The sequence below is a fragment of the Desulfovibrio sp. genome, assembly GCF_041907885.1.
In the GTDB taxonomy this organism is placed as follows: Bacteria; Desulfobacterota; Desulfovibrionia; order Desulfovibrionales; family Desulfovibrionaceae; genus Desulfovibrio.
Genome location: NZ_JAYRGM010000010.1, coordinates 64,408 through 90,251, shown reverse-complemented (window position 1 = coordinate 90,251; position 25,844 = coordinate 64,408). Strand labels below are relative to the sequence as shown.

Sequence of the window (25,844 nt, the reverse complement as noted above, 5' to 3'; positions counted from 1 at the left end):
CAAGCCCGAATACAAAGAAATGCTGAAGACCAAGGCCGATCTGCTGAAGAAGTACTCCTCTATCCGCGTGCGCATCGAAGGCAACTGCGACGAACGCGGCACCCAGGAATACAACCTCGCCCTCGGCGAACGCCGCGCCCGCGCTTCCTACGAATACCTGGTTACGCTCGGCGTGAACCCCAGCCAGCTGGAAATGATCAGCTACGGCAAGGAAAACCCCGCTGTGCAGGGTAACAACGAAGCTTCGTGGTCCAAGAACCGCCGCGACGACTTCCGCGTGGTCGCCCACTAGTCTTAACTAGACCAGTGTTTAAAGAGCCGCCTTTACGGGCGGCTCTTTTTTTTGCCTTGCAGGCTCTCTGCTCAACGCGGCCGCATACGTATTGCAGCCGCATGTGGGAGAAGGTTGTATTTTTCGGCAGGCACACACTCTTGCCTCCGGGCCTTGCAAGCAGCACATATTGACACAATCTTGATCTGTCTGCATGGAATTATGCACTGCATTTGCCCTCTGTTGCTTGCTACCAATTGTGACTAAAAGCCTCAATTACTGGCGCAAAGTGCTACGTTTCACCATGCCGGAAACTTGCAGGCCTGCGCATCACAGGATACAGTGCAGGCAACAGAGGTTACTTGCATGAAAATAGCCATTCTTGACGGTGCTGTGCTCAATCCCGGCGATGTGGACTGGACCCCCATCACATCTCTTGGTGATGTATCCATTTACGAAACCACTCCCACCGAAGCAGTAGCAGAGCGCACGCATGGTGCCGATGTGGTGCTGGTAAACAAGACGCCCCTGACCGGTGCCAACCTGGAGCAGCTGGACAGCAGTGTGCGCATGGTTGGCGTTTTAGCCACGGGCTATAACATAGTGGACACCGAAGCGCTGGCCGCCCGTGGCATTCCCGTTTGCAATGTGGTTGCCTATGGCGTGAGCGATGTGGCCCAACATGCCATGGCCCTGCTGCTTGAGCTGTGCCGCCATACCAGCCTGCACTCTGAAAGTGTGAAAAACGGCGACTGGCTCAAATGCAAGAGCTGGTGCTACTGGGAAATACCGCCCCTGTGCCTTGAAGGTCTGACCATGGGCCTGATCGGCTTTGGCTCCATTGGCCGCCGCATGGGCGAACTGGCACACGCCTTTGGCATGAGCGTACTGGCCCACTGCCGCACCCCCAAGGACCCGCCTTCTTACGGCCCATTTGCCTTTTCCACGCTAGAGCATCTGCTTTGCGCCTCGGACGTTGTTTCGCTGCACTGTCCGCTCACCAAGGAAACGCGTCACATCATCAATGCCAAAACCCTTTCTTCCATGCGCAAGGGTGCTATTCTGCTCAACACCTCGCGCGGGCCCCTAGTGGACGAAGCAGCAGCAGCCGAGGCGCTGAAATCTGGTCATCTGCGTGGTCTGGGTACAGATGTGCTTTCGCAGGAGCCCCCGCAGGACGACAACCCGCTGTTCACCGCGCCCAACACACTCATCACGCCGCACATTGCCTGGGCCACCACCCGTGCCCGGCAGAACATCATTGATCTCATGGCAGAGAATATCCGCCGCTGGCATGCAGGCACGCCGGTCAATGTGGTGAATGGAGTCAAATAAGCTTCCGTCATGTACATAGATATACACACCCACGCCTTTCACCCCAAAATTGCGCACAAGGCAGTGGATCATCTCAATAGTTTTTATAGCATCACCTGCTCTGGCGACGGTACAATTGCCAATCTGCTTGAGCGGGAGAGCGAAGCCGGGCTGGAAAAATGCGTGGTACTGTGCGCTGCCACTGCCCCCGCCCAGGTAATACCGGCCAACAATTATGCCATCAGCCTGCAAAGGGAGCACCCAGACCAGGTCATTGCCTTTGGCACTGTACACCCTGGCTATGACAATTGGGAGAGCGAGCTGGCGCGCATCAAGGCAGCGGGCATACGTGGCATCAAGCTGCACCCTGATTTTCAAAGCTTCTGGCTCGATGATCCACGGCTTTTACCCATTTTTGAGGCGGCACAAAAAGATTTTGTTTTCGAGATCCACATAGGCGATCGAACCTCGCCCGAAAAAAATCCCTCCTGCCCGTACAAACTGGCCAGTATATTGCGCCAGTTCCCTGGCATGCGTGTTATTGCTGCGCATTTTGGCGGCTACCGCATGTGGAGTCACGCGCTTGAGGTTTTTTCAGACAACCGTTTTGAAAACCTCTGGTTTGACACATCAAGCACCACGCCCTTTGCCACGCCAGAGCTGGCTCACAAGCTGCTGAACACCTTTCCGCGAGAGCGCATTCTTTTTGGAACAGACTGGCCGCTCTACGACCCGGTCGAAGAGCTGCAAAGGCTGCAAACCCTCGGCGGGCTGAGTGACAGCGAAATGGAAATAATCATGAGCAATGCCTCCGCCCTGCTCGCCCCTGGCAGTGAAGCAATGAAAAGCCAGCGCGACCATTGACAGTTTACCCCCTTTACGGGTAAGTGTTTTGCCAAGCCGGACGGCGGCAGCACTGCCAACCCCGTCAGGTCCGAAAGGAAGCAGCGGCAACAGACGTTGCCGGGTGTCCGGCCCACAAAAAACCGCAACGGTGTACCGTTGCGGTTTTTTGCATTGGCGGGCAAGGCGCACGCCCAAGGCCGAAATATTCACGGGCGGCGCAAAGGCTGCCAACCGCCCTTCCTCAAAAATACTTTCTTATAACTCATCCGCTAGCCATTCAAAAGGCCGATGCGAATTTTTATTATCTGGCAAACCCCATATGGTATTGCCTCGGCCAGGATTGCTAACCCTGCTGCGTTTCAGTCTGTTGCGGTTTATCCTCAACCATCACGTCCACCTGATAAATGCCGCGCATTTCGTCCAGATGAGCACGCATGGCCTTTTCTGCCAGGTCTGGGTCGCGCTTTTTCAGGGCTTCGTACACGCCAACGTGGGCGAGGTATGAGCGTTCACTCTGCTTGCGCACCTGCAACGAGGCGTACAGGGGGGTAATCAGCCAGCCTGCAAAACCCTCGGCCAGCAGGCCCAGAAAATTGTTGCCCATGCACTCCACCAGATAGCGGTGAAAATCAATATCCGCTTCGGCAAAAGCCCGAATTTCAGAGGCATCGAGCAGACGGCGCTGGTTTTGCAATAGCTCATCAATGTGCGCCAGCTGCTCGTCTGTGGCCTCCAGAGCCATGCGGCGCACAACGGCGGTTTCAAAAAACAGCCGCAGATCGTGCAGCTGCCGCCACCCTTCTGCCGAGCTGGAATATATTTCTAGTGTGGCACGCATTTCGCGCAGCAGTGGCTTTAAGGTCAGCCTGCACACACGGGCACGCATGCCGGGCGAAACCTCAATAAGGCCCATCCTGGCCAGCCCAGACAAAGCCTCGCGCACAGCAGGACGGCCCACGCCAAATTCATCCATAAGCTCGCGCTCTGAGGGCAGCTTTTGCCCCACCTGATAGACTCCGCTCTGAATATCGTCGAGCAGACAGCTGAGCACCTCTGTATGTACGCGCGGGCGCTGAATGCTGCGCCGTCTCCCGGCCTGTGCCTCGGCATCCGTATTTTTTGTATTTTCTGTATTCATGGCGAAACTCGCTTCTCCTTGCGCTTTGCGGACATTCCGCATCACTTTGAAAATAAAAGACTTTATGCAGTATCAGGCAATAATCCCACAAAAACGTTTACATAACTTTCATAAGATATTTCCTTACCCCGCAAATTTCTGTATACCCATAGCAGGCTGCAAGCGTGGAGCCTTCAGCATTTGGACAGAAAAACGGGGTTACCCGTGTCAGATGCACCGATTCAAGCTTTAGCCACATCCTACTGAGGCTGCCCAGCGCCGCACATATGCGCAATTTTTTTACTGCCACGGCAGACAAACAGATCAAGGAGCAAGTGATGTCACGGATCAAGAACCTGCGGGAAGAAGCCCTTGCGATGCACAAGGAATACCAGGGAAAAATTGAGGTTCGGGTCAAAGCCCCTGTGCGCGATAACGACGACCTCACCCTGGCGTATTCTCCCGGCGTTGCCGAACCTTGCATGGAAATCCATAAAGATCCCGCAATGCTTGACGTCTATACCAATCACTCCAACTTTGTCTGCGTTGTATCCAACGGCACAGCCGTACTGGGTCTTGGCAGCATCGGCGCTGGTGCAGCCATGCCCGTTATGGAAGGCAAATCGCTGCTTTTCAAAACCTTTGGCGATGTGGATGCCTTTCCCATTTGCGTAGACACCAAGGACACCGGCAAAATCGTTGAGCTTGTAGAACTGATGGCTCCGACCTTTGGCGGCGTAAACCTTGAAGACATCAAGGCCCCGGAATGCTTTGTCATTGAAGACACCCTGAAAAAGAACGGCATCTTCAAGGGCCCCATTTTCCACGATGACCAGCACGGAACCGCCGTTGTTACCCTGGCCGGGCTCATGAACGCCCTGAAAATTGTTGGCAAAAAGCTGGATGAAATCACCGTTGTTACCAGCGGCGCAGGCGCTGCGGGCATTGCCATCATCAAGTTGCTCATGGCTGTGGGTCTCAAAAACGTCATCATGTGCGATTCCAAGGGAGCCATCTGGCAAGGCCGCCCCGAAGGCATGAATCCCTACAAGGACGAAATCGCCAAGCACACAAACCCCAACAAGGTCAAGGGCGGTTTGGCCGAGGCCATCAAGGGCGCTGATGTTTTCATCGGCGTTTCCGCACCCAATTCCCTCAACGAAGACATGATCCGCAGTATGGCCAAGGATCCCATTGTCTTTGCCCAGGCCAATCCCATTCCCGAAATCTGGCCCTTGCAGCGCGCTTTTGACGGCGGTGCAAAAGTGGTGGCCACTGGCCGCTCCGACTGCCCCAACCAGATCAACAACGTGCTTGCCTTCCCCGGTATCTTCCGTGGTGCCATTGACGTGCGCGCTACCGACATCAACGATGCCATGAAGATTGCCGCCGCCAAGGCTCTGGCCGATCTGGTCAAGCCTGAAGAGCTCAGCGCCACCATGATCATTCCCTCTACCCTGAACCCCGATGTGGCCCCGCTGGTGGCGGCTGCCACCGCCAAGGCTGCCATGGAAAGCGGCATTGCCCGTGTACACATGGACCCCAACCAGGTGGCAGAAAATCTTAGAAAGCGTTTGGCCAAGCGCCAGGGCTAAACGCTCGTACAGAGGCCTCTGGCCTGCCTTTCAGGGTCGCGCAGCAGCGCGGCCCTTTTTTTACGCTGTAGCTGCCGCGTAGTCCCAAACGCTTGGCACGCGGTTTCTGCACTCAAGGGCTGTGCCGCATTTTGCCCCAAGGCAGAGCGTGTGCTGTGCCGTGCAGAGCTGTTGTGCCGCTGTGCCGTGCAGAGCTGTTGTGCCAGGCCGTGCGTGTGCCAGGCTGTCGTGTACCAGGCCGTGCGTGTGCCAGGCCGTGCCGCTGCTGGAACAATGCCGAATTTCTGCCTGTTTGATCACTCGTTCTGTCGATAGTATAACATTTTAAGAAGTGATACCACGCAAAATATTTGTGGGCAATCCGCATCCGCAGCCAGTTCAAACCAACCCCAGCAAGCGGCTGACTGTTTAATCAACCTATAATAAAATATACGTTCTGTAAATACTGCTGACGCAAATTTGCAACTTGTTTGGCATTGTTATGTGATGGTGCGATTTCCTATTAATTTGGTATTTCAACATTTTTTACCACTTAATCATGCAAAAAAAATTATTACAAAAAAAGACGCCCGTGACCAAGGCCAGGGCGTCTGTGCAGCAGAATTCTTGTGGACCTAATGCCCCGTTATGCCATATTTTTTAAGCTTGTATTGCAACAAGCTTTTAGAAATTCCCAAATATTCTGCAGCTTTAACTTGAACAAGCTCTGCCCTCACAAGGGCACGGCGTATAAGCGCGGCCTCAATTTTTTCAAGCGTGTCGGCCAGGTCAAGCTGCACGGGCAACAGGTCTACAGCGCTTTTAAATTGCGATTCTTCATCGCGAATCTCGGCTGGCAGATTATCCACATCAATGATGGCACCCGGAACCAGCACAAGGCAACTTTCCACCACGTTTTCGAGCTGGCGGATATTGCCCGGCCACTCGTACCCAGTAAGGTAGTTGAGCGCCTCGGTGCTGAATGTTTTGGGCGGCATGGTATTGTCTGTGCAAACTTTTTCCACAAAATGGGCCACAAGCGGGGGAATGTCCTCGCGCCGCTCACGCAGTGGCGGCAGAGGAATCTGCACCACATTAAGCCGGTAATAGAGGTCGTCGCGAAAGGCCCCCTTTTCAACCAGCGCGGCGAGGTCTTTGTTGGTGGCTGCAACAACGCGTATATCCACCTCAATTTCCTCTCCACCGCCCACGCGCTCAAAGCGCCTTTCCTGCAACACGCGCAGCAGTTTGACCTGCAAATCTGGCGTGAGTTCTGCTATTTCATCCAAAAACAAAGTGCCGCCGTCGGCTTGCTCGAAACGCCCGCGCCGCATGGCCACAGCGCCGGTAAACGAGCCTTTTTCGTGCCCGAACAGTTCACTTTCAAGAACGCCGGGGTTCAGCGCCATGCAGTTGACCGACACAAAGGGCTTTTCTTTGCGGAGGCTGGTATAGTGGATGGCCCGCGCCACCAGCTCCTTGCCCGTGCCGGATTCGCCAGTGATCAGCACTGTAGAACGGCTGGGGGCGGCGCGCTCCACCATCACCAGCACATCGCGAATAGCCTTGCTGCGGCCCACAATTTTGTGAACGCCGTAGCGGTCTTCCATAACTTCCTGAAGCAGCCGGTACTGTCTGTGCGCGCGTGAAAGCTCCACAGCATTGTGTATCGAGAGCAGCAGTTCATCGTTGGAAAAAGGCTTTGTGATATAGTCAAAAGCCCCGTACTTCATGACTTCCACGGCGCTTTCGATGGAACCGAAGGCTGTCATGATGAGCACGGGAATATACGGCCAGCTTTTTTTAACCCGCTCAAGAACCTCGCGTCCAGTGACCTTGGGCATTTTCATGTCGGTCACAATCACGTCCACTTCGCTTTCGTCCAAAAACGCCAGCGCAGTTTCAGGATCGTTGATGGCCGTAACGGCGTAGCCCTCGTCTTCAAGCAGGGTTTGCAATACCAGCAGATAGTTTTTTTCGTCGTCAATAATCAGAAGATGCGCTTTTTCGCTCATTATGTATTCCTATACGCCAGAGGAGGCTCTGGGTAACAGAACCCGTACCAGCGCCCCGCCACTGGGGCCGTTTTCAAGCTGAATGGTGCCGCCGTGGCTTGAAATGATAGACTGCACAATGGGCAAACCAAGCCCAGTGCCGCCGTCCTTGGTGGTAAAAAAAGGATCCAGCAGGTTGGGCAGCGTGGTAGGATCAAAGCCAGGGCCGGAATCGAGAAATTCAATGCAAACGCGGCCATTTTCGTCATTGCGGCCATTAATCCGCACAACGCCCGGCCCTTCCATGGCCTGCTGGCCGTTTACAAGAATATTGTAAAAGGCACGATACAGCAAATCCTTGTCGCCGGGGGTAAACAGCCCGGCATCGCACTGGCGCTCAAGCGCAACGCCGCAGCGCCCCATCTCTCCTTCCAGAAAGGCCAGCACCTGATCAAGCACCAGATTAAGGTCTACCACATCCTGCTTGGGCTGGCGAGGCCGCGCGTAATCCAGAAAGTCGTTAACCGTTTGCGAAAGCCGCACGGCTTCGTCGTAAATTGCACCTAAAATGCGCCGCGTGCTGGCGTCGGCCTTGTCGGTACGGCGCTGCAAAAGTTCTGCGCTTGAACGTATGATGCCCAGGGGATTGCGAATTTCGTGGGCAATACTGGCCACCACCCGCCCCATGCTCACCAGCCGCTCGTTGCTGTGCAGCTGGTTTTCAAGAACACGATTCTTGTACATGCGGGCAGCCAGCACCCGCTCAGACCTGTGAATGAGCATGAGCAGCAGACCAAACATGACCACCGATGAAAGCAGGCACATGACAACAATAATGCCCTGAAAAGTCAGCACCTGTTCATAGTCGCCGGTGATATCCTGGGTGAGTTCCAACGCGCCCATGATCGGGGCCTCCTCACCTGGGTGCAGGGGTTCGCCGCGCAGGGGATAAAGCACGCGCAGCACAAATGAACCTTCCTGCAAGGGCACGCGAAAAGGCGCTTGCCACTCCGGCATGGATGAAATGATCTCGGACCGGGGCGCACCGCCTTTCAGAATTTCATCCAGATACGGCGGCGAAAGCCCCGCGCGGCCCAGGTCTTCCTTCTTGGTGGAATAGGCCACCAGACGCGAAAAATCGTAAATGCGCAGCCTTTCCACGGGCAGACCGTGAATGACAGACTGCACAACCTGATCAAGCCTTTCGTACTGCTCAGGCTGCCGCAGGGCAATGCGCCCATAACCCAGCAGCGTGGGCAAGGCAAAACGCCGAAAAATCTGGCTGTTGAGATTTTCCACCAGCTGTTGGGCAAAATTCTCTTGCCGGGTGAGCAACGTTTCGCGGGCAGAATTGGAGATAAAGAAGGAAAGCCCCAAACTGGTCAACAAAATTACAACCAGTGAGAGCCACGAAAGTGTGCGGGCATAACTTGGCAGGGCGGTTTCCGCCTCTACCGTTTGCGCGCAAATATCCTCGCATTGGCGCATGCAAGCATCGTTGCGCTGCTTTTTTGCAAACATTTTAAAGCCTTTGCGCGCGCGGCAGCTCTGGTGGCGCAGCACGGTAGCCACGCCATCGGGGCGCACGAATAACGACCGCTACGCCCCGCCGCAAAGCCGCCGCCACGCGACAGGTTACAAAAACCCCAGGCAGACGCAAAAACCGCCATCCTGACGGCCCTGTCATTCCTGAAGCATACTTCAGCTCACACAATCAAAAACTGCAATCGGGGTCACCATGGGCGGCACTGGTTTACTGCCAGTGCAGCAGCAAGGCCGCCAATCCTGCCCGTGCTAAAAGCACTGCTCTTCACGTGGCACGGCAAGATACTCTGCCAGATCTGCCTCTTCCTTGGCATAGCCACCTGCGCCAAGACGCGCATTGGCAAGGCGCTTGCCAAGCTCTACCGCAGGCTGATCGAGGGGATTGATGCCCATAAGCCAGCCCGTAAACAGCGTGGCCGCCTCAAGCAGCAGCATGAGAGAACCCGCAGCGCGGGGGCCGCTGTTGTGCATTTCTACATGCAGCAGGGGTACGCCGCTCTGGCACAGGGCCATGCGCGTTCCCAGGGCTTCGGCCTCCAGCAGGCTGCCAAAGGGTTTGGCTCGCAGCCAGGCCCATACATCGGGCACATCCATGCCAAAATTGGGCCCCTGCGCCTGATCGCGGCTGGTCAAAAAGATGCACCCCTTGTTGCGGGGGCCGCTCAGAAACATCTGGTTGATGGAGTGCTGATCCGTCACACCCGTGGCTGGCACGGGCTGGCTGCCCTGCCCGTCCTTGCCCAGACTTTCGGCCCACAACTGCGCAAACCAATCGCCGTAGGCCGCCCACTGCGGAATGTAACTGAAGAAAATCAGCTGGCTATAATCATAATCTTCAAGCGCCTTGGCCCAGCAGGCCAGCGCAAACGAGGGATGCTCGGCCACAAGCTCTGGCGTTTGCACCAGGGGTTTGGCCACACTGGCCGCGCCGTCAAGCAAAGCCTGCCAGTCAATGCCCAAAAAGGCCGCAGGCAAAAGCCCCACAGCCGATAGGGCCGAATAGCGCCCGCCAAGATAATCCGGCACTTCAAGAGCGGTAAGCCCGTAGCGGTTGGCCTCTTCGCGCAGATAGCCCTTGCGCTCGTCGGTAACCACTATCATCTGGTCCTGCCAGCCCTCGCCCACGCTGGCCTTGAGCCAGTCGCGCACCAGAAAATACTGGGAAATGGTTTCGATGGTGCCGCCAGATTTGCTGATGCACACAACCACGGTTTCTGCGGGGGTCAGCTTGCCGAGCAGGGCTTCAAAACGCTCTGCACAGACATTGTCGGCGATCCACAGGCAGGGGCCGCGATGATTTGGGCCATCCTGCCCCGGCGCAAAGGCCTGCTGCATGGCGCGGGCCCCAAGAGCCGAGCCGCCAATGCCAAGCACCAGCATATGGCGGTATGCCTTGATGCGGGGGATAAGCGGGGCCATTTCCACTTCCAGCTTGGTGCGAAACGGCAGGGAAAGAAAGGGCAATTCGCCTGCGGCCAGCTCGCGCTTGAGCCTCTGGGCAATTTCCGGAGCGCGCGCCCTGAGCGGCGCAGCCGCTTCAGCCGTGAGCCGGTGCGTGTAGGCCCGTGACCATTCGAGCATATGAGGCATGGATACCTCCTGTGTGGTTGCGCCGCACTTGCAGCGGGGCATTATAAAAGTCGTAAGGGCTTGGGAGCAAAAAAACGTCGCCGCACAGCCTTGTAGGTTTGCGGGCGCACCCCAAACCGGCAGTGCCACAGGGCGCAGGCCTCACGCGCGGCGCAGGCCCGCACCTCTGCCCTGTCACCAGCGCAGCCCATGCATTGCCTGCGTATGGCACGCAAGGCCTGACGCGCGGCTTCATCTGCCGGCGCGGGGCACGGTTCGCCCGCCAGCACAGCCAGACGCCATGCCCAAAGCGGGCAACCTTCGTCGCCGCATGCGCGTACAGCCTTGGCAGAGGCCCCCTGGCACTCCAGGCAAAACTGCCGGATCAGCGTAAGGGAGCCGTTTTTGCCCCGGCCCGAATTTTTTGCTCGTTCAGCTTCCGGCATCAGGATTTGGCAGCCCCGCAGCACTTTTTGTATTTTTTGCCGCTGCCGCAGGGGCAGGGATCATTGCGCCCCACCTTGGGTTCCTGCCTGCGGTAGGCATCGGGCCTGAGGCCCACGCCGTCCACATAATAAATCTTGTCGTCCTGCCGCTGAAAAAAGCTGCGTTCGCCGATCTGGCGGGGCGTGCCCTCCAGCTCGTAGTAGGCATAAAATTCAACAACATCAAAAAGCTCGCCGTTTTTACCGGCGGCAACGTCGTTTTCAGTAGCGGCAATATCAAGCCGCAGCCAGGTTATATCCCTGGTCTGTTCTGCCAGCTTGTCGGCGTCCACCTCTTCCCTATAATCGGGGTGTGTGGTTTCCACCAGCCACTGGTGGCGGCCAAGCACGTAGGCCGTGTAACGCGAACGCATGAGGCTTTCTGCGGTCTGGGGCCAGGATGCGCCTTCAATATGGGGGCCGCAGCACTGGTCGAGATTCAGACCGCTGCCGCAGGGGCAAAGTTGAGACATGAAAAATTCCGCCTTGGTTTGAGCCCATCAGGGGCATATGCAACAGGATAAGCATAGCTTATGCCAAAGCAGGCGGCAAGAGCGGCAAGGTGGGATGAATGCGGTGGGCAAAAAAAAATGCGGCATGCACAGGTGACGCGCCAAGTGCATGCCGCTTGGGTGACCGATCGGCCTATCTGCCTGAATCCGGAGGAGAGTGCGGTTTTGGGGGCCGCAATTGGACAAGGCAGCCGGGTCGAACGGCGCTAGAATCTGCACCGGCATCTGCCGCCGGGCGGGTAAATGAATCGAAATTCAGTTCAAGTGTGCCCTTGTTGGCCTCTGCCGCGCGGGCATGACCAAGGTGAACACCCTGCGCATCGTACACAGCACACAACGTACCCGTAGCTGGCGCGCGCAGGCCGTAGAGCATGCACCAGATGTGGCCGGGCTGATTTTTTTGGTGCGCATTGCCCGCCTGGGGCTGCACACGCACTATCTCGCCGCAGCCAAGGGCCGTGATCTGTCGAATGTAGCTGCAACCCAGGCGGTACACCACCACAGCTGCCAGCAGAGCCAGACCGCAGCAGCCAGCAGCCAGCACAAAGGGGTTGTAACCCGTGATACGCCGCAAATATGAAGTGGATGCAGCACGCATGGCCGCACCATCGGCATACACGGTGATCTTGTAGTTTTGCGTGGTGCTGGCAGGGGCCCCCCTAAAAACGACCTTGAGGCCGTAATTGCCGGGTTCGGTCAAGGCATCGGCGCGCACGGCGGCTCGCCACATGCCGTTGCCAAACCAGTAGCCGGAGAAAAAGCCTTCCAGCTCGTAGACAAGAGCAGGAGTTTCGGGGGTAAACTGCGCCTTGAGGTCACTGTTTACCGGATTTTTGATGGTCAGCGGGCCCGATATGGGCACACTGCCGCCAGGCAGCACTTCGATAACATCAGCGCCAGACCGTGCCAGCCCTTGCAGGCCATCGAGCATCCCCAGCATGACAAACCCCAGCAGCAGGGCGCAAAGCGCACCCCAATACCGCTGCTTTGCACGGGTCTGAAGGCAGTTTTGCCAGCCCCTGGAGTTGATGAAATCTCCCATGGGTTCCTTCCTGCTTGCCTGTGGTATGGTCATAACGCACGACATGATTATTACGCCTATCTGCGCACAAGCACAGGACACACGGATTCTTCGGCAACGTTCCATGTTACCAGCCGCTGTCCAAGCCGTGGAAGTTCAATAAGGCTCTGGAATTCAGCGGGATACATTTGCCGCACCCTTCTGGTCATCCAGAAGGCCCCGGCCCATGCGGGCACGGTGATGCCAAAAAACCATGCGCAAAACACCAGTTCCGAGGCCCCTACGCTGTGGGCCGACTGATACATGCCCACAAAAACGGCTGCCACCATGATGGCGTTGGCTGCCACTCTGATTATGCCTGAATAAAGGGTCTGACGGTAGCTGTTCATCTGTGTTCTCCCAAGCTTTTGCCCCACTCCGGGGAAGTGGCGCTGGAGCGGCGCAGATACCGCTCCAGCGCGCAGGGTGGGGGTAGTCACCCTAGGGTTTACTTCTTGAAGATATTGGTCTTGGTTACGTTCATGATGCGCATGGCCTGAGCCTTGTCAGCATTGCGGAAGGCGATGCGCATTTCGTCACCAGCAGCCCACGCATAGGCGGGGAAGTCTTGGGCTTCAGCAGGAATCTTGAAGGTGATCAGCGACTTCTGGCGGCCAGAGTACACGGTCACGGTTTGCTGTTCCTTGTCGATAATGGGGAAGGTCTTGCCCTTGACCTTGGGATGGTCGGAGCCGACGTTCTTTTCCACATCGGTGAACTGCACGGGCACTTCACGCACGCTGTTGGTCTTTTGGTCGTACACGAGCACAATGTTCTTGGCCGTGTCGATCATCAGGCGGCCACCCGGGGTGGGGGCCGGGCCCATATCCTGGGGATTTTCGGGCAGCTTGAAGGTGTGCGTGCCGCCGCTGTAATGCGGGTTGAACTGGTCGTGTGTCACGTCCACCACGATGGTGAGGGTTTTTGCTGTGGCATCATAGGCCACGCAGCGTCCCTGTTCTACGCCTCCATCAAAGTTGCAGCCGGTAAGCAGTGCAACCGAGAAGGTCATCGCCAGCATAAGCACAAGGTTACGAATTTTCATGACGTGCCTCCTCTTAGTTGGTTGCGGGCTGATTCTTCTTGGCGGCAATTTCCGCCTTGGCGCCCTGTACCATCTTGATAGTGATGTAGAGAGAAATGGCCGTCACGAAGCCAAGCACGTCAATAGTTGCGGCGGGGCCCAACAACCAGCCCCAGGCGGGAAATTCAGCTTCAACCAGCTTGCACACAACTGAAACCAGGCAGCCAACAACGGCCAGGCCGAACACAAAACGGATGCCGTAACCCTTTACATACTTGGTGGCTACAACGCCGATCTGCGCGCCGATGGCTGCGCCGCACAGCATGACGAGGGCGGCAAGCAGTTCCACGCGGCCCTTGTATGCGTACGAAGCCGTGCCGTAGAGACCGGAGATGGCAACTTCAAAGAGGTCCGTACCCACCGCCAGATGGGTGGGGCAGCCCACAAGATACACCAGGGCGGGCATGCGGATAAGACCGCCGCCGATACCGAGGATACCAGCCAGCCAGCCAGTGAAGAAGCTAACGAAGATGGGCAGCCATGCGGAGCAGGTGATGTTGGCCTGCTTGAAATGGAACACAGGGGGGATCTTGATGGCGTGCAGGCGCGAGGCCCAGTCAACGCCGGTAGCAGATTGGTCGAGTTCCTTGTTCTGGGCACGGGCTTCACGCTCCTTCTTGCGGCGGGCGGCGATATCATGAAATACCAGCCATGCCAGCAACACCAGCAGCACCACGTACAGCCAGCGCACAACCTTATCAACAGAACCCAGGCGTTCCAGCCACATGACCATCTGCGCGCCAACTTCTACGCCCACAATGGTACCCACAAGCATGGTCAGGCCCAAGCCGTAGTCAACGTTACCAAACTTGCCGTGCCGCATGGTGGAGATAAGCGATTTACCCGCCATCTGCGCAACGTCGGTACCAATGGCAAATGCCATGGGGAAGCCGAGAATGTTCAGGCCGGGGGTAACCATCCACGCACCGCCCATGCCAAAGAATCCGCCAATAATACCCACGCCCAACCCGAGAATCACGAGGCCCGGCCAGAAAATGTACACGCCGGAGATGGGCATCAATATATATAACCAGTCCATACTTGCCTCCTTCCTTCTACTTCTCGGAAAGTTCGCGGTGCTTGAGGTCAATGCCCATGTGGGTCATGACAATGTCTGCCAGCCAGCCAAGTATGCACCCCATAACCGGGATGATTGCCATGGTCAGAATGGCAAAAAAGAAATGGCTTTCGTTGTACATTTCAGCCCACCAGTACAATATACCGTCAAGCTTGCGCGTATCGGCTACCACAACCACGTTGGCGATCTTGCCGCCGCCAGCGGCAAGGGCCGCGCCAGGCAATGCCGCTACCATCAGCGCGCACCCCGCAAGCCATGTCCAGAGCCTTTGCATCTTTTTCATAACTTCCTCCACGTCAAAATTTGACATCTCCACTGCTTCCACTTCCACTCATCCACTTTGCAAACCCCTCAGAACCTATGGGGGGCTCGCCTTGTTGCCGCGAATGTGAAAGTAGTAGCAAAGCCTGTGCCATTGCACGATTATTGCCAATAATTGCGGATTATTTTCCATTTTTGCGCGAAAAATCTTGTCACAACCACGATTGTTTTTTATAATCAGTTCCAAGATTGCGCCTTTTTGCACAAACCAGGGGAGCACCATGCGCCTACACAGAACACTTCCCCAGGGCAACTCGCTTGAGTTCGCCACATTCTTCATGAATCGCGGCATGGCAAACCGCATGCTCATGCTGGGATTGCCCATTTTAGCCCTGGTATTACTGATTATTTTTTCGGCTACCGGCAGCAGTATAGAGGGCATCCTTGATCGCGCAATTGCGCGCAATGCACATCTTCAGTCGCAAGCCATGCGCCTGGCAGTGGAACAGGTACTTGAAGAAACGCGCAACCAGCTGCTTATTCTCGCTGCCGGTTCAATGGACCAGAGCGATATGACAAACAGGCTCAGGTTTCGCGCCAAGGCTGGGGGGCTGCGCTATAGGGAGCTCGCCTTTGAAGGCCTTACCCCCGACAAACGCTATCTGCTCGTCAATTCAGACGGTGAAGTCGTCAATGTACCCATGCGGCAAGCCCTTGCCAGCCCCACCGGCCCATTCCACGGCATTGCCGCAGAGCACCGCATAGGGCACGTAAGCGTTGCGCAGCCAGTTGAGGTGACCTATTCGATGGTGCCGGTTAAGAGCGGCAACCAGAATATCTCGCTGCAAGTGCTGCGTTTTGCCACCCCGGTACAAGACGCAGATGGTGTGTTTTTGGGATACCTGATGCTGTCGCTCGATCTGCGGGAACTGAGAGATATCATTTCTGCCTATTCTGCCCCCAATGCCCCCATTGCAGCATCGGGCAGCGACGTGCGCGTGCGCACGCTTTTTTTTGACCGCGATGGCTGGATGCTTTTTCAGTCTGAGGCTCCCGATTCCGGGCTGGCCCAGCGCAGCCTTGCTACAGACGCAGTGCGGGCGGGTTTTACCGGCGCCTTTGGCAGACCGGGCTTCAACGCGGCCTTTCGCCCTGACCCGGAAAACATCAATTACTGGAACATGGTTTCCGATGTTCAGGAAGGCAAACCCGGACAGATTGCTCTTGCTGAAAACACTTCGCTGTGGAGCAACAGCCAAATGCGCGTAGAGCGCGTAAGTTACGTGCCTGTTTCCTTCAGCCCCATTTCGCAGGAGGACTCAATTGTTCTGGGAGGGCTGGCCGTTTTGGATACCAGTTTTACCACTACACGCACGGGCGTACAGCTTATGGGCATCTATATTGGAGCCTTTGTGGGGGGCATGCTGCTTCTTGGCCTGAGTTTATGGTGGCTGGCACGTCAGACAAGCCGTTCTGTAAATGCCATTACAGAAGAGCTGGAACACCGCAACACCATCGGTGAAGACGGCAACCTTGATCTGCCGCAACTGCCGCGTGAACTTGAGCGGCTCAAGGTCGGCATCAATGCCCTGCTGGAGAGGTTGCGACATGCCGCAGAGGCCCGCCGCCTGCGCGCAGCAGAAGACAATGCCCTGGCCCAGCGCGAGCCCGTGCCAGACCTGCCCCACCCCGAAGACCTGCCCGTCAACGGGCTTATTGGTACTTCGCCCGCCATGCTTGCCCTGTGCGACAATGTGCGCAAGGCCTCGCAGGTGATGGCCGATGTTCTGGTGGTGGGCGAAACCGGCACTGGCAAAGAACTGGTGTCAGAGGCCATCCACAGGCTCAGCGCCAGGGGCACGGGGCCGTTTATCACCATCAATTGCGGCGCGCTGGACGAAAACCTGCTTATGGATACCCTTTTTGGTCATGTAAAAGGCGCGTTTACCGAAGCGCGCGCACCGCGCAAAGGGGCCTTTCTAACCGCTCAGGGCGGCACACTCATGCTCGATGAGGTGGGCAATGCGGCTCCCAAGGTACAGCAAGCTCTGCTGCGGGCGCTTTCTACACGCCGCATACGTCCCCTCGGCAGTGATGAGGATGTTCCCTTTGATACGCGTATCATCGCCGCCACCAACGCCTCGCTGATCGACGACTCGCAAAGGGGAACCTTCCGCGAAGACCTGTACTACCGTCTGGCGGTCATCACCATAAACACACCGCCCTTGCGCGACCGCAAGTCTGATATTCCTTCACTCACGGTGTATTTTCTTTCCGAGGCACTCAAAGCCAAGGCCAGGCTTAAGGCCGAGGCCAGCAGTGCTGCCGCTGCCCAGCCAGCGGCCATGTCTGTGGCCATGCCGCAGATCAGCCAGGGGGCCATGACCAAGCTGATGGACTACGACTGGCCCGGCAATGTGCGCGAGCTGAAAAACACGCTCACCAGAGCCCTGACTTTTTGCGAAGGCGGCATTCTTTTTGCAGAAGATATCCAGTTAGGTCACGCAATTCAGGGACAGGGCGAAATTATTCTGAATGAAAATTCACCCGCTGCCCCGGTGCAGGAATCGCGCAATCAGCAGAATCCCCCCTGCGAGCAGGACTTTTGCTCTGCTCCACCGGCGGAGGGCGGCACAAGGACAAATGGCATGCCAGCCAGAGTGCCAGACAGACAGCCCGACAGGCAGCCAGACCGCCCGGCCGACCAGGCCGCCGATATGGCGGGATCAGGGGATGACAGCGAGTTCGCGATGCAAGGGCAGCAGGCAGACTCGCCCGCTCGGCAGGGCGATCAGCTGCAAGGGCTCGGTGCGGCAGAAAAACTCAACCGCCGTATCATGGATGCGTGGCCGACCATAGCCGCCGCAGGCAGTATCAGCCGTCAGGAATATCAGTCCCTGGCGGGTAAGGATATTTCCATGCGCACCGCGCAGTACGATCTGCAACTGCTTGTGCAGCAAGGGCTGGTACGCAAGGAGGGGCGCGGCCCGGCGCAGCGGTATGTGGTCGTTGGCAAGTAACGCCAGCACAACCATGCGTTTTTACTGCTGTAAGCACACGCCTGAACGTTTTATCCTTCAGGCGGCAGGGGCAGCATAAAACAGGCAGCGTGGCGGCAGTGCGCTGGCGTTCAACATCATAGGTTCAGGATTTTAATGGAACTGCAACCAAGGATGAACGCATGGCCTCACTGCTGAAAAAACTGTTTGGCATTGCCCCGCGATTGAGCCGCGAGTGTGCAATGGATGCCTTTAACAAGCGCTACGCTTCGTTCAAGGATCTGCTTCAGGCCAATGCGGATCTTGCCGGTGTGATGGCCGGGCTCGATGCCACCCTGCGCGGCGACAAACACATGGAAACCAGCGAGGTGCGCAAGCAGGCCCGCCGGGCTATTTTTCACTGTGAACGCATGGCTTCCACCCTGAGTGAAATGTCGGGGCAGTGTGATATATCGCTGGGCACAGCCGTACACTCCATAGCCTCGCGCATCGAGCACGAGCTGGACCAGCTTGCCACAGGCGATGTGCCGCAGTTTACCCTGCCCCTTTCTGAAGTTGATTCCAGCATGGCCTACAGTGTGGGCGGAAAAAATGCCAATCTTGGCGAGCTGCGCAACATGCTTGCCATGCCTGTGCCGCGCGGCTTTGCCATTACAATCCGCGCAGGCAGCTATTTTTTGCTGCGCACACCGGGCTTGTTCAAAAATCTTTTCAAACTGCTCAAATGCATCGACCCCGACAAACCCTCGCTCATTGCAGAAATTTCGCAGCAGGTCGAAAGCCTTGTGCTTGAGGCCCCCATTCCCGCCGAGGTGGAGCAGGCCCTGTTTGCTGAATGGGACGCGGTCTTTGGCAAGGATGCGGATGTGGTTGTAGCGCTGCGCTCCAGCGCCATTGCCGAAGACGGCGTGCAGTCTTTTGCGGGGCAGTACCGCAGCATTCTGGGCGTTACCCGTCAGGAATTGCTGCCTGCTTTCAAAAAGGTGGTAGCCAGTCTGTTTTCGCCCCGCGCACTGACATACCGTGCCGAGCACGGCTATGATCTGGACGCGACGGGCATGGGCCTGTGCTGTGTTGAAATGGTGCGGGCCAAGGCCGCTGGCGTGGCTTTTTCGCGCCATCCTGTAGATCTGCGCTCCAATGCCACGGTCATCAACGGCCTGTGGGGGTTGGGTGAAATGGTGGTGGATGGATCGGGAACCCCCGACCAGTGGCTTGTTTCGCGCGCCACAAAAAAAATCACCATGGCCACAATTGCACACAAAACCGTCAGGTTGCGGCTTACGCGCTCCAAAAGCGGGCTTGTGGACAATGTGCTTGAACCCGTACCCGACTCTCTGCGTGATGTACCCTGCCTCAGCGACGATCAGGTGCGCCGCCTGGCCGAAATGGTCATGGAACTGGAACAGCACTACCAGTACCCCCAGGATATGGAATGGGCCGTTGACGAAGACGACCAGATTGTGCTGCTGCAAACCCGCCCCATGGGACTAGACAACGCTTCCGAAGAACACTCTGCCCCGGCCCTGCGCCATCTGCGCCCGCTGCTTTCGGGCGGCGACGTGGCCGCGAGGGGCGTGGGCTGCGGCCCCATTGTTCATGTGGGCGAGGGCGAAGACATGACGCATTTTCCCGAAGGAGCCGTCATGCTGCTCTCCCACTCCTCGCCCGATGCCATGGCGGCCATGCGCCGGGCCTCGGCCATCATAGCAGAAACAGGCAGCCTCACGGGGCACATGGCATCCATCTGCCGCGAATTTGGCGTGCCAACAATCATGAATCTGCCCGGCGCAAACAGCATTCTTGCCGATGGGCAGGTTGTGACCGTAGACGCCCTTTCGGGCAGGGTTTTTGACGGCGAAGTACATGAACTGCTGGCCCTGCGGCTGGTGCGCCCCCAGGCCAAGGCCAGCAGCCCGGCCCTCATTCTTTTGCGCCGCATTGCCCCGTACATTCTGCCCCTGCACCTTGTGGACCCCCGCGCAGACACATTCACCCCGCGCCACTGCACCTCGCTGCACGACATCATGCGCTATGTACACGAGCTGAGCTATACGCAGATGTTCCAGATTTCAGACCGCGTTACTGACCACTGCGCCGGGGTAGCCAGCAAACTGGCCTGCACCGTGCCACTTGATCTGCACGTTATTGACCTTGGCGGGGGACTGCGCAACCCCGAATCGCGCCAGGTGACGCCCAGCGACGTGCTGAGCGTGCCGCTCAAATGCGTGCTTGAAGGCATGCTCAACCCCGCCGTGCAGGCCAGAGGCCCAAGGCCGGTGAACATGCGCGGTTTTCTCTCTGTGATGGGACAAACCGCCATTGGCGGCAATCAGGAGGGCTGTTCGCGCTTTGGGCAGCGCAGCTATGCCATTATTTCTGACCGCTACCTCAATTTTTCTTCACGCGTGGGCTATCACTACGCCATTCTTGACTGCTGGTGTGGCGAAACCCTGAGCAAGAACTACATCCGTTTTGAATTTGCAGGCGGCGCGGCAGCCAATACCCAACGAGTGCGCCGCGTGCGCTGCATCGGGCTTATCCTCAAAGAGCTGGGCTTTACCGTGGAGATAACGGGTGATAGACTGCGCGCACGTTACCAAAAATACCCCAGGCATGAGCTGTGCGCGCGCCTGGATCAATTGGGACGACTCCTGATAATGACCCGCCAGATGGATATGCTTATGGTGGATGATGAGGCCGTTCAGGCCTATGCCACCAAGTTTATCCATGGCGAATATCATTAGCCGCACGCCCTTTGCGGGGGTGAGCCCGGCCCCGCACGGCGGCCTGGGCCATCGCGGCACAACACGATTGAGGCCCCATGCCGTCGCAACTAGCGTCGTCTGCGCAAGACGCGAAAAGCACTGCCTTTTCCGAACCGCCGCAGACGCTTTTAAGCCGTGATTTTGTTCTGCTGTTTTGCATGACCATGTTCTGCAACAGCTTTGTGGCCGTTTTTTACTGCTTTGAGCAATGGCTTGAGTCGCTTTCCGTCAGCCCAAACTGGCGCGGAATACTGCTCTCTTCCATGTTTGTCATGGTGCTGATTTTCAGACAGGTGGCGAGCGTGGTTCTGTTGCGGCGCGGCAAACTGTTGCCCATGGCCGTTTCCATACTCATTTCGGGCGGCGTCATGCTGGCCTATCCGTATGTGGGCGGGGCGCATACCATTGGTATGGTTCTGCTGCTGCGCGTGGTGCAGGGCATTTCGCTGGCCGTTTTTTCGTGCTGCACGGTGTCTGTGCTGGTAAGCTGCATTCCCAAAGGGCAGAGTGCCCGTGGCTTTGCCATTTTCTCGCTTACCCTGCTTTTGCCCTATTCCATTATTCCCGCAGTGGGTGAACAGATACTTCCCCTGCTGGGCGGCGAACCCCACCTTTTTGCCCTTACGGCCCTGCTGACCATTCCCTCGCTGCTCATGCTCATTCCGCTGGCGCCCCGCCTGCGCACCCCAGAAATGCTGCACGAGGCAGAGGGCGGCATGTCTGGCCGGGAGCTGTGGCATGCGGTAAGCCATTCGGGCCTTTTTTTTGTGTACATGAGCTGCCTGACCTTCAGCATCATGACCGTACTGGCCATATTTTTCATGAAAGGCCTGTGCTCAATCATTGGTGCGCACCCGGCCTGGTTTTTCACAACCTACACACTCACCATCATTCTGGTGCGGCTGGTGGGCAGCAACAGGCTTGATACCCTGCCGCGCCACAAAATCACCATACTGTGCAGCGCCCTGCTGGCCTGCTGCATGCTGGGGCTGGCCTGGGGGCCCTTGTGGGCGTTCATTCCCCTTACACTTTTGTACGGGCTTGGGCTTGGGCTGCTCTACCCCCTGCTGGCTGCCATGGTCTACGACCGCTCCACCCCCACAACCCGTTCCATCAACTCCAATGTCATGATGGCCACCTTTGACTCCAGCGGCATGTTTGCCCCCATCATCGGGGGGCTCGTCATGTACGAGGGCTTTGGCTATCGCGGCGTGTTTGCCGCAACCGCCGTTTCCATTGCCCTGTGCGGGCTTTCCATGCTGGCCGATAAAATACGAGTTGCCCGCTGGAAGCGGCGCGGATGCCAGCTGCCGTAAGGAACTGCTCTTTCCCGGCCTGTCAGCGCGGTAGTTTCTGCGCGTTGGCAGGCCTTTTTTTTGACCCGTTGACAAAAATGCAACATTATATCATTTCACATTTTGAGCTGACCTGGTTATCAACTGCAAAATTTGATCGGGAGATATAATGAAGAACATGATCCTTTTGGTGGCATGCGCCGCCCTGCTTGCCGCCAGCCCTGCCTCGGCCCATGGCCCGCACGAACACGGCGCGGCCCGCCTCAATGTGACAGTTGAAAGCGCGGTTGTGAGCATTGACCTCGAAAGCCCGCTTGCCAACGCGCTGCCCTTTGAGCACGCGCCCTCTACCCCCGAACAAATCCAGGCCGTACAAGGCATGGCGGCCACACTGCACCGGGCAGAAAATATTTTCATCTTTCCCGCTGCCGCCCAATGCCGCCTGAAAGAAGTAACTCTGGAATCGGAGGCTCTGCCTGCCAATCTGCTTGCAGCCAATGCCGCGCAGCAGCCAGCAAAACCCGCTCACCAAGACCATGCCGCCCAGCAACCTCCTGCCGAAAAACCAGAACACCCTGACCACGATGGGCACGCAGCCCACACCGAGCATAACGATCACGCCGCCGGGGCCGAGCACGCGGATCTGGATGCCTCCTTTGTTTTTGAATGCGCCAACCCCAAAGCCCTGACCGGCATGGACGTGGATCTTTTCTCAGCATGGCCCGCCCTGCACGAACTGCGGGTTCAGCTTGTCAGCCCCACGGGCCAGCATGCTGCCGAGCTGAACCACAAGGCGCACAGCCTCACATGGTAACTCCCGCACAGGGCGCACCGCTGCAATCACCAGGCACGGCTTGCCCGGCGGGTAAAGCCGTGCAAGCGGCAGCGCTTGAAGACATTACGTATCTCTGGCCCGGACAAACGCAACCCACTCTGCGCATACCTTCATTTACGCTGGCGCAGGGGGAAACGCTCTTTCTTTCCGGCCCCAGCGGCGGCGGCAAAAGCACCCTGATCAGTCTTATTGCAGGGATACTGCAACCGGCCACAGGCCGCGTGATGGTCAACGGCACGCGCATGGACAGCCTGCCGCGCTCTGCGCGGGATGCCCTTCGCGGCGATTTTATTGGTCTTGTTTTTCAGCAATTTAACCTCATTCCGCATCTTTCCATGCTCAACAACGTGCTGCTGCCCTGCCGGTTTTCTGCCGTGCGGGCACAAAGAGCCGCAGAAATGGACGGCAGCCCGGAGCAATCGGCCCAACGCCTGCTTAAGACTCTGGGGCTTGGCAGCGAGCTGTGGAACAAAAATGTGGCACGCCTCTCCGTCGGCCAGCAGCAACGGGTAGCCGCAGCCCGCGCCCTTGTGGGCGCTCCCCCCCTGATCATGGCAGACGAACCAACCTCCGCGCTGGATGCCGACCGCCGCGCAGATTTTTTGCATCTGCTGTTGCGCCAGTGCGCCAAGGCCGGATCAAGTCTGCTGTTTGTCAGCCATGATGCCGCCCTGGCAGACATGTTTGCCCGGCGTGTCAGTCTGGCCCATATAAACAGGCTGCATGGCGGGGAATGCTCATGAATCGTTGCAAGTTTTTACTGGCACTGGCCTGGTCCAGCGCTTGGAACCGCAAGGGCACCCTCAGTCTGGTGGTATTTTCCATCGCGCTATCCACTACCCTGCTGCTGGGCATGGAACGGGTTCGTACCCAGGTGCGCGATAGCTTTGTGCAGGCTGTTTCTGGCACAGATCTGGTGGTGGGCGCGCGTGGCAGCGAGTTGCAACTGCTGCTCTACGCCGTGTTCCACATGGGCAAGGCCTCCAACAACATTGGCTGGGACAGCGCGCAACGCCTTGCCCAGCGCCGCGATGTGGCCTGGACAATCCCCATTTCTCTCGGCGACTCGCACAAGGGTTTTGCCGTGGTGGCCACCACCACAGATTTTTTCACCCTCTACCAGTACCGCCGCCATGCGTCCTTGCAGTTTACCCAAGGCAGGGAATTTGAAGATATTTTCGACGTGGTGCTGGGGGCAGAGGTAGCAGCAAGGGAGCATTACAGGCTTGGCGACCGTGTGCTGCTCAGTCACGGCGCGGGCGATACACGCCTCAGCCTGCACGCGGACAAACCCTTTACCGTGTGCGGCATACTGGCCCCAACCGGCACACCTGTAGACCGAGGCCTGTACATAAGCCTTGCTGCCATGGAAGCCATACACATCGACTGGCAGGGCGGCGCGCCTGCGCCTGGTTTCCATGCGCGGCCGGATCAGGTAAGCAAATTCAACCTGACCCCCAAGACCGTAACAGCAGTACTGGTGGGGTTGAAAAACCGCGCCCGAGTATTTGCCGCACAGCGCGAAATCAACACAGATCAGCAGGAAGCCCTCATGGGCGTGATGCCCGGCGTGGCCCTTGACCAGCTGTGGAGCCTGCTGCGCACGGGCGAAAATGCCCTGCGCGTGCTTTCGTGGCTGGTTACTGTGGCCGGGCTGGCAGGCCTTGTGGCAACCATACTTGCCGGTTTGGGCGAACGCAGACGCGAACTGGCCGTCTTGCGGGCGGCAGGCGCCAGCCCGAAGGATATTGTTGCCCTGCTTTCGCTTGAAAGCCTGTTGCTGGTGCTGGCGGGTACATTTGCAGGAACAGCCCTCACTGCCGCCCTGCTGGCCGTTTTCGGCCCCATGCTGGCCTCTGGCTACGGTTTGAGTCTGACGCTTTCGTTGCCAACGGCAACTGAATGGCAACTGCTGGCCGCAATCAATGCCGCCGGTTTTTTCGCGGGCCTGATCCCCGCATGGCGGGCCTACCGCATAAGCCTGGCCGATGGGCTCAACGCCTCGGCAGGATAAGGAAGCTGCATGATTACACCTACAGCCGCAAGGCGTAGTATCTGCCTGCTGGCGGCGCTGCTGTGCTGCTGGCACAGTGTTACGGCCCTGGCCCTCACCGACGATTACGAACGCCAGAAATCCGAACAGTGGCAGCCCACCAGGGAGGAGCTGGCCAAGGCCGCTGAAGCAAAAAACAGCGGAAAATATGAAGAAATTACCTGGGAAAACCTTATTCCTGCCTCGTGGGATCCGGCCAAGGTTTTTGACAAGTTCAATTTTGACAGTTTCAGTGACGACGACCCAAGGGCAGACAAGGCTCTGAAGGAATTTCAGGCTTTGTGGAGCAACGCGCCCGCCAACAAGACTCTTGGCGGCAAACTGGTGCGCATTGCCGGTTTTGTGGCCCCCCTTGATTTTCTTGGCGGCGACCAGTTGTCCGAATTTTTGCTTGTGCCCTACTTTGGCGCGTGCATTCATGTGCCGCCACCGCCAGCCAACCAGATTATCTACGTTATTCTTGAAAAACCCATGGGCATCCAGATGATGGACACCGTAATGGTCTATGGCAAACTTGAAATTGAAAAATCAGAGAGCGACATCGGCGATGCGGGCTACCGCATCAAGGCTGTGGCGGTGGAACCCTATGCAGCAGACGAAACCGAACCCAACTGACAAGCACGCGCACCCCTGCACCGCAGAAACTCTTTGTGCCCGGCGCGGGTTGCGCCTTACACGGGTGCGGCGGCTGGTGCTCGATTTTTTGCTCCATGCCAGAGTGCCTGTCAAAGCCTACGACATTCTGGATGCCTTGCGCTGCGATGCCCCCAAGGCGCTGACGCCTGCCAGCATCTATCGGGCACTGGACTTTTTGCTGCAAGAGGGGCTGGTTCACCGCGTTGGCACGCTCAACGCCTATGTGGCCTGCGCGGAAACATGCACGGAATCATGCAAACAGCGCCACGCACCAGTTTTTATGCTGGTGTGCCCCGGCTGCCGCAAAAGCAGAGAAATTAACGACCCCGACCTGTACCAGACCATTTTTTCAACCATGCAGCGCCAGGGTTTTCAGCTTCAGGGTGACACAGTGGAGCTTACCGGCATTTGCCCCGGCTGCGCCCATGAGGATGCCCGTGCAGCAGCACAGGGGAACGAGCCGAACTGCTCCATATAAGTAAATGGCGGCGCATGCGCCCTTTCGGGAACACGCGCCGCCAAACCCGTCCGGCAAATAGACGGAGAGA

General features: G+C 57.5%; 23 protein-coding genes and 1 other RNA gene. 13 read left to right on the top strand and 11 right to left on the bottom strand.

The window, feature by feature from the left end; genetic code table 11:
• From ACE3NW_RS07310 to ffs, 4 genes are all read left to right on the top strand, one after another.
• A partial coding sequence (locus ACE3NW_RS07310; RefSeq protein ID WP_374281918.1) for an OmpA family protein occupies positions 1 to 292 on the top strand: 292 nt, incomplete at its 5' end.
• Positions 293 to 637: 345 nt separating this feature from the next.
• On the top strand, positions 638 to 1,606 hold the full coding sequence (locus ACE3NW_RS07305; RefSeq protein WP_374281916.1) for a D-2-hydroxyacid dehydrogenase: 969 nt from the start codon (positions 638 to 640) through the stop codon (positions 1,604 to 1,606).
• Between the two features lie 9 nt (positions 1,607 to 1,615).
• Positions 1,616 to 2,449: an amidohydrolase family protein gene (locus ACE3NW_RS07300; protein WP_374281914.1), complete on the top strand. Its 834-nt coding sequence runs from the start codon at positions 1,616 to 1,618 to the stop codon at positions 2,447 to 2,449.
• Positions 2,450 to 2,481: 32 nt separating this feature from the next.
• Positions 2,482 to 2,567, top strand: an RNA gene (gene ffs / locus ACE3NW_RS07295) — signal recognition particle sRNA small type.
• 207 nt (positions 2,568 to 2,774) lie between these two features.
• Here the strand turns inward: ffs and ACE3NW_RS07290 are convergent.
• Positions 2,775 to 3,569, bottom strand: coding sequence for an FCD domain-containing protein (locus tag ACE3NW_RS07290; RefSeq protein ID WP_374281912.1), 795 nt, complete (start codon positions 3,567 to 3,569; stop codon positions 2,775 to 2,777).
• Positions 3,570 to 3,895: 326 nt separating this feature from the next.
• On the opposite strand from ACE3NW_RS07290, the gene ACE3NW_RS07285 reads away from it, so the two are divergent.
• The gene (locus tag ACE3NW_RS07285) at positions 3,896 to 5,143 is read left to right on the top strand and encodes an NADP-dependent malic enzyme (protein ID WP_374281924.1); all 1,248 of its coding nucleotides are present in this window, start codon (positions 3,896 to 3,898) and stop codon (positions 5,141 to 5,143) included.
• Between the two features lie 614 nt (positions 5,144 to 5,757).
• Here ACE3NW_RS07285 and ACE3NW_RS07280 read toward each other — a convergent pair.
• The 10 genes from ACE3NW_RS07280 to ACE3NW_RS07235 all read right to left on the bottom strand — a co-directional run bounded on the left by ACE3NW_RS07280 (position 5,758) and on the right by ACE3NW_RS07235 (position 14,732).
• Positions 5,758 to 7,137, bottom strand: coding sequence for a sigma-54-dependent transcriptional regulator (locus ACE3NW_RS07280; RefSeq protein WP_374281910.1), 1,380 nt, complete (start codon positions 7,135 to 7,137; stop codon positions 5,758 to 5,760).
• A gap of 9 nt (positions 7,138 to 7,146) precedes the next feature.
• Positions 7,147 to 8,604 carry a PAS domain-containing sensor histidine kinase gene (locus ACE3NW_RS07275; RefSeq protein WP_374281908.1) on the bottom strand — a complete coding sequence of 486 codons (1,458 nt, stop codon included), beginning with the start codon at positions 8,602 to 8,604 and terminating at the stop codon, positions 7,147 to 7,149.
• A gap of 306 nt (positions 8,605 to 8,910) precedes the next feature.
• Positions 8,911 to 10,251 carry a glucose-6-phosphate isomerase gene (locus tag ACE3NW_RS07270; protein ID WP_374281906.1) on the bottom strand — a complete coding sequence of 447 codons (1,341 nt, stop codon included), beginning with the start codon at positions 10,249 to 10,251 and terminating at the stop codon, positions 8,911 to 8,913.
• A gap of 41 nt (positions 10,252 to 10,292) precedes the next feature.
• Positions 10,293 to 10,676, bottom strand: coding sequence for a hypothetical protein (locus ACE3NW_RS07265; RefSeq protein ID WP_374281904.1), 384 nt, complete (start codon positions 10,674 to 10,676; stop codon positions 10,293 to 10,295).
• A complete protein-coding gene (locus ACE3NW_RS07260) occupies positions 10,676 to 11,188 on the bottom strand; it encodes a YchJ family protein (protein WP_374281902.1) in 513 nt (170 codons plus the stop codon). Before ACE3NW_RS07260 ends, ACE3NW_RS07265 begins: the two co-directional genes overlap by 1 nt.
• A gap of 172 nt (positions 11,189 to 11,360) precedes the next feature.
• The gene (locus ACE3NW_RS07255) at positions 11,361 to 12,269 is read right to left on the bottom strand and encodes a hypothetical protein (RefSeq protein ID WP_374281900.1); all 909 of its coding nucleotides are present in this window, start codon (positions 12,267 to 12,269) and stop codon (positions 11,361 to 11,363) included.
• A 56-nt stretch (positions 12,270 to 12,325) separates the two neighbouring features.
• Positions 12,326 to 12,637, bottom strand: a complete 312-nt coding sequence (locus ACE3NW_RS07250) for a hypothetical protein (protein ID WP_374281898.1) — start codon at positions 12,635 to 12,637, stop codon at positions 12,326 to 12,328.
• A 98-nt stretch (positions 12,638 to 12,735) separates the two neighbouring features.
• A complete protein-coding gene (locus tag ACE3NW_RS07245; RefSeq protein ID WP_374281896.1) occupies positions 12,736 to 13,332 on the bottom strand; it encodes a DUF4881 domain-containing protein in 597 nt (198 codons plus the stop codon).
• A 13-nt stretch (positions 13,333 to 13,345) separates the two neighbouring features.
• The gene (locus ACE3NW_RS07240) at positions 13,346 to 14,410 is read right to left on the bottom strand and encodes a sulfite exporter TauE/SafE family protein (protein ID WP_374281894.1); all 1,065 of its coding nucleotides are present in this window, start codon (positions 14,408 to 14,410) and stop codon (positions 13,346 to 13,348) included.
• A 16-nt stretch (positions 14,411 to 14,426) separates the two neighbouring features.
• A complete protein-coding gene (locus ACE3NW_RS07235) occupies positions 14,427 to 14,732 on the bottom strand; it encodes a DVU0150 family protein (protein ID WP_374281892.1) in 306 nt (101 codons plus the stop codon).
• A gap of 259 nt (positions 14,733 to 14,991) precedes the next feature.
• Between ACE3NW_RS07235 and ACE3NW_RS07230 the strand changes: the two genes are divergently transcribed.
• The 8 genes from ACE3NW_RS07230 to ACE3NW_RS07195 all read left to right on the top strand — a co-directional run bounded on the left by ACE3NW_RS07230 (position 14,992) and on the right by ACE3NW_RS07195 (position 25,774).
• A complete protein-coding gene (locus ACE3NW_RS07230) occupies positions 14,992 to 17,730 on the top strand; it encodes a sigma 54-interacting transcriptional regulator (RefSeq protein WP_374281890.1) in 2,739 nt (912 codons plus the stop codon).
• Positions 17,731 to 17,891: 161 nt separating this feature from the next.
• A complete protein-coding gene (locus tag ACE3NW_RS07225; RefSeq protein WP_374281888.1) occupies positions 17,892 to 20,456 on the top strand; it encodes a PEP/pyruvate-binding domain-containing protein in 2,565 nt (854 codons plus the stop codon).
• Positions 20,457 to 20,533: 77 nt separating this feature from the next.
• Positions 20,534 to 21,793: an MFS transporter gene (locus tag ACE3NW_RS07220; protein ID WP_374281886.1), complete on the top strand. Its 1,260-nt coding sequence runs from the start codon at positions 20,534 to 20,536 to the stop codon at positions 21,791 to 21,793.
• A 148-nt stretch (positions 21,794 to 21,941) separates the two neighbouring features.
• On the top strand, positions 21,942 to 22,586 hold the full coding sequence (locus ACE3NW_RS07215) for a DUF2796 domain-containing protein (protein ID WP_374281884.1): 645 nt from the start codon (positions 21,942 to 21,944) through the stop codon (positions 22,584 to 22,586).
• Positions 22,580 to 23,350: an ABC transporter ATP-binding protein gene (locus tag ACE3NW_RS07210; RefSeq protein WP_374281882.1), complete on the top strand. Its 771-nt coding sequence runs from the start codon at positions 22,580 to 22,582 to the stop codon at positions 23,348 to 23,350. Before ACE3NW_RS07215 ends, ACE3NW_RS07210 begins: the two co-directional genes overlap by 7 nt.
• Complete coding sequence (locus tag ACE3NW_RS07205; RefSeq protein ID WP_374281880.1) at positions 23,347 to 24,621, top strand: ABC transporter permease; 1,275 nt, start codon at positions 23,347 to 23,349, stop codon at positions 24,619 to 24,621. Before ACE3NW_RS07210 ends, ACE3NW_RS07205 begins: the two co-directional genes overlap by 4 nt.
• A gap of 9 nt (positions 24,622 to 24,630) precedes the next feature.
• Entirely contained in the window at positions 24,631 to 25,275 is a 645-nt protein-coding gene (locus ACE3NW_RS07200) for a DUF3299 domain-containing protein (protein ID WP_374281878.1), read from the top strand.
• Positions 25,247 to 25,774 (top strand): Fur family transcriptional regulator, encoded by a 528-nt coding sequence (locus ACE3NW_RS07195; protein WP_374281876.1) that lies wholly within the window; start codon positions 25,247 to 25,249, stop codon positions 25,772 to 25,774. The genes ACE3NW_RS07200 and ACE3NW_RS07195 overlap by 29 nt, the downstream gene beginning before the upstream one ends.
• Positions 25,775 to 25,844: the final 70 nt, after the last annotated feature.

Coding starts and splice junctions, on each gene's coding strand:
- ACE3NW_RS07305 (WP_374281916.1), top strand. CDS start 638: ATGAAAATAGCCATTCTTGACGGTGCTGTGCTCAATCCCGGCGATGTG.
- ACE3NW_RS07300 (WP_374281914.1), top strand. CDS start 1,616: ATGTACATAGATATACACACCCACGCCTTTCACCCCAAAATTGCGCAC.
- ACE3NW_RS07290 (WP_374281912.1), bottom strand. CDS start 3,569: ATGAATACAGAAAATACAAAAAATACGGATGCCGAGGCACAGGCCGGG.
- ACE3NW_RS07280 (WP_374281910.1), bottom strand. CDS start 7,137: ATGAGCGAAAAAGCGCATCTTCTGATTATTGACGACGAAAAAAACTAT.
- ACE3NW_RS07275 (WP_374281908.1), bottom strand. CDS start 8,604: ATGCGCCAATGCGAGGATATTTGCGCGCAAACGGTAGAGGCGGAAACC.
- ACE3NW_RS07270 (WP_374281906.1), bottom strand. CDS start 10,251: ATGCCTCATATGCTCGAATGGTCACGGGCCTACACGCACCGGCTCACG.
- ACE3NW_RS07265 (WP_374281904.1), bottom strand. CDS start 10,676: ATGCCGGAAGCTGAACGAGCAAAAAATTCGGGCCGGGGCAAAAACGGC.
- ACE3NW_RS07260 (WP_374281902.1), bottom strand. CDS start 11,188: ATGTCTCAACTTTGCCCCTGCGGCAGCGGTCTGAATCTCGACCAGTGC.
- ACE3NW_RS07255 (WP_374281900.1), bottom strand. CDS start 12,269: ATGGGAGATTTCATCAACTCCAGGGGCTGGCAAAACTGCCTTCAGACC.
- ACE3NW_RS07250 (WP_374281898.1), bottom strand. CDS start 12,637: ATGAACAGCTACCGTCAGACCCTTTATTCAGGCATAATCAGAGTGGCA.
- ACE3NW_RS07245 (WP_374281896.1), bottom strand. CDS start 13,332: ATGAAAATTCGTAACCTTGTGCTTATGCTGGCGATGACCTTCTCGGTT.
- ACE3NW_RS07240 (WP_374281894.1), bottom strand. CDS start 14,410: ATGGACTGGTTATATATATTGATGCCCATCTCCGGCGTGTACATTTTC.
- ACE3NW_RS07235 (WP_374281892.1), bottom strand. CDS start 14,732: ATGAAAAAGATGCAAAGGCTCTGGACATGGCTTGCGGGGTGCGCGCTG.
- ACE3NW_RS07230 (WP_374281890.1), top strand. CDS start 14,992: ATGCGCCTACACAGAACACTTCCCCAGGGCAACTCGCTTGAGTTCGCC.
- ACE3NW_RS07225 (WP_374281888.1), top strand. CDS start 17,892: ATGGCCTCACTGCTGAAAAAACTGTTTGGCATTGCCCCGCGATTGAGC.
- ACE3NW_RS07220 (WP_374281886.1), top strand. CDS start 20,534: ATGCCGTCGCAACTAGCGTCGTCTGCGCAAGACGCGAAAAGCACTGCC.
- ACE3NW_RS07215 (WP_374281884.1), top strand. CDS start 21,942: ATGAAGAACATGATCCTTTTGGTGGCATGCGCCGCCCTGCTTGCCGCC.
- ACE3NW_RS07210 (WP_374281882.1), top strand. CDS start 22,580: ATGGTAACTCCCGCACAGGGCGCACCGCTGCAATCACCAGGCACGGCT.
- ACE3NW_RS07205 (WP_374281880.1), top strand. CDS start 23,347: ATGAATCGTTGCAAGTTTTTACTGGCACTGGCCTGGTCCAGCGCTTGG.
- ACE3NW_RS07200 (WP_374281878.1), top strand. CDS start 24,631: ATGATTACACCTACAGCCGCAAGGCGTAGTATCTGCCTGCTGGCGGCG.
- ACE3NW_RS07195 (WP_374281876.1), top strand. CDS start 25,247: ATGCAGCAGACGAAACCGAACCCAACTGACAAGCACGCGCACCCCTGC.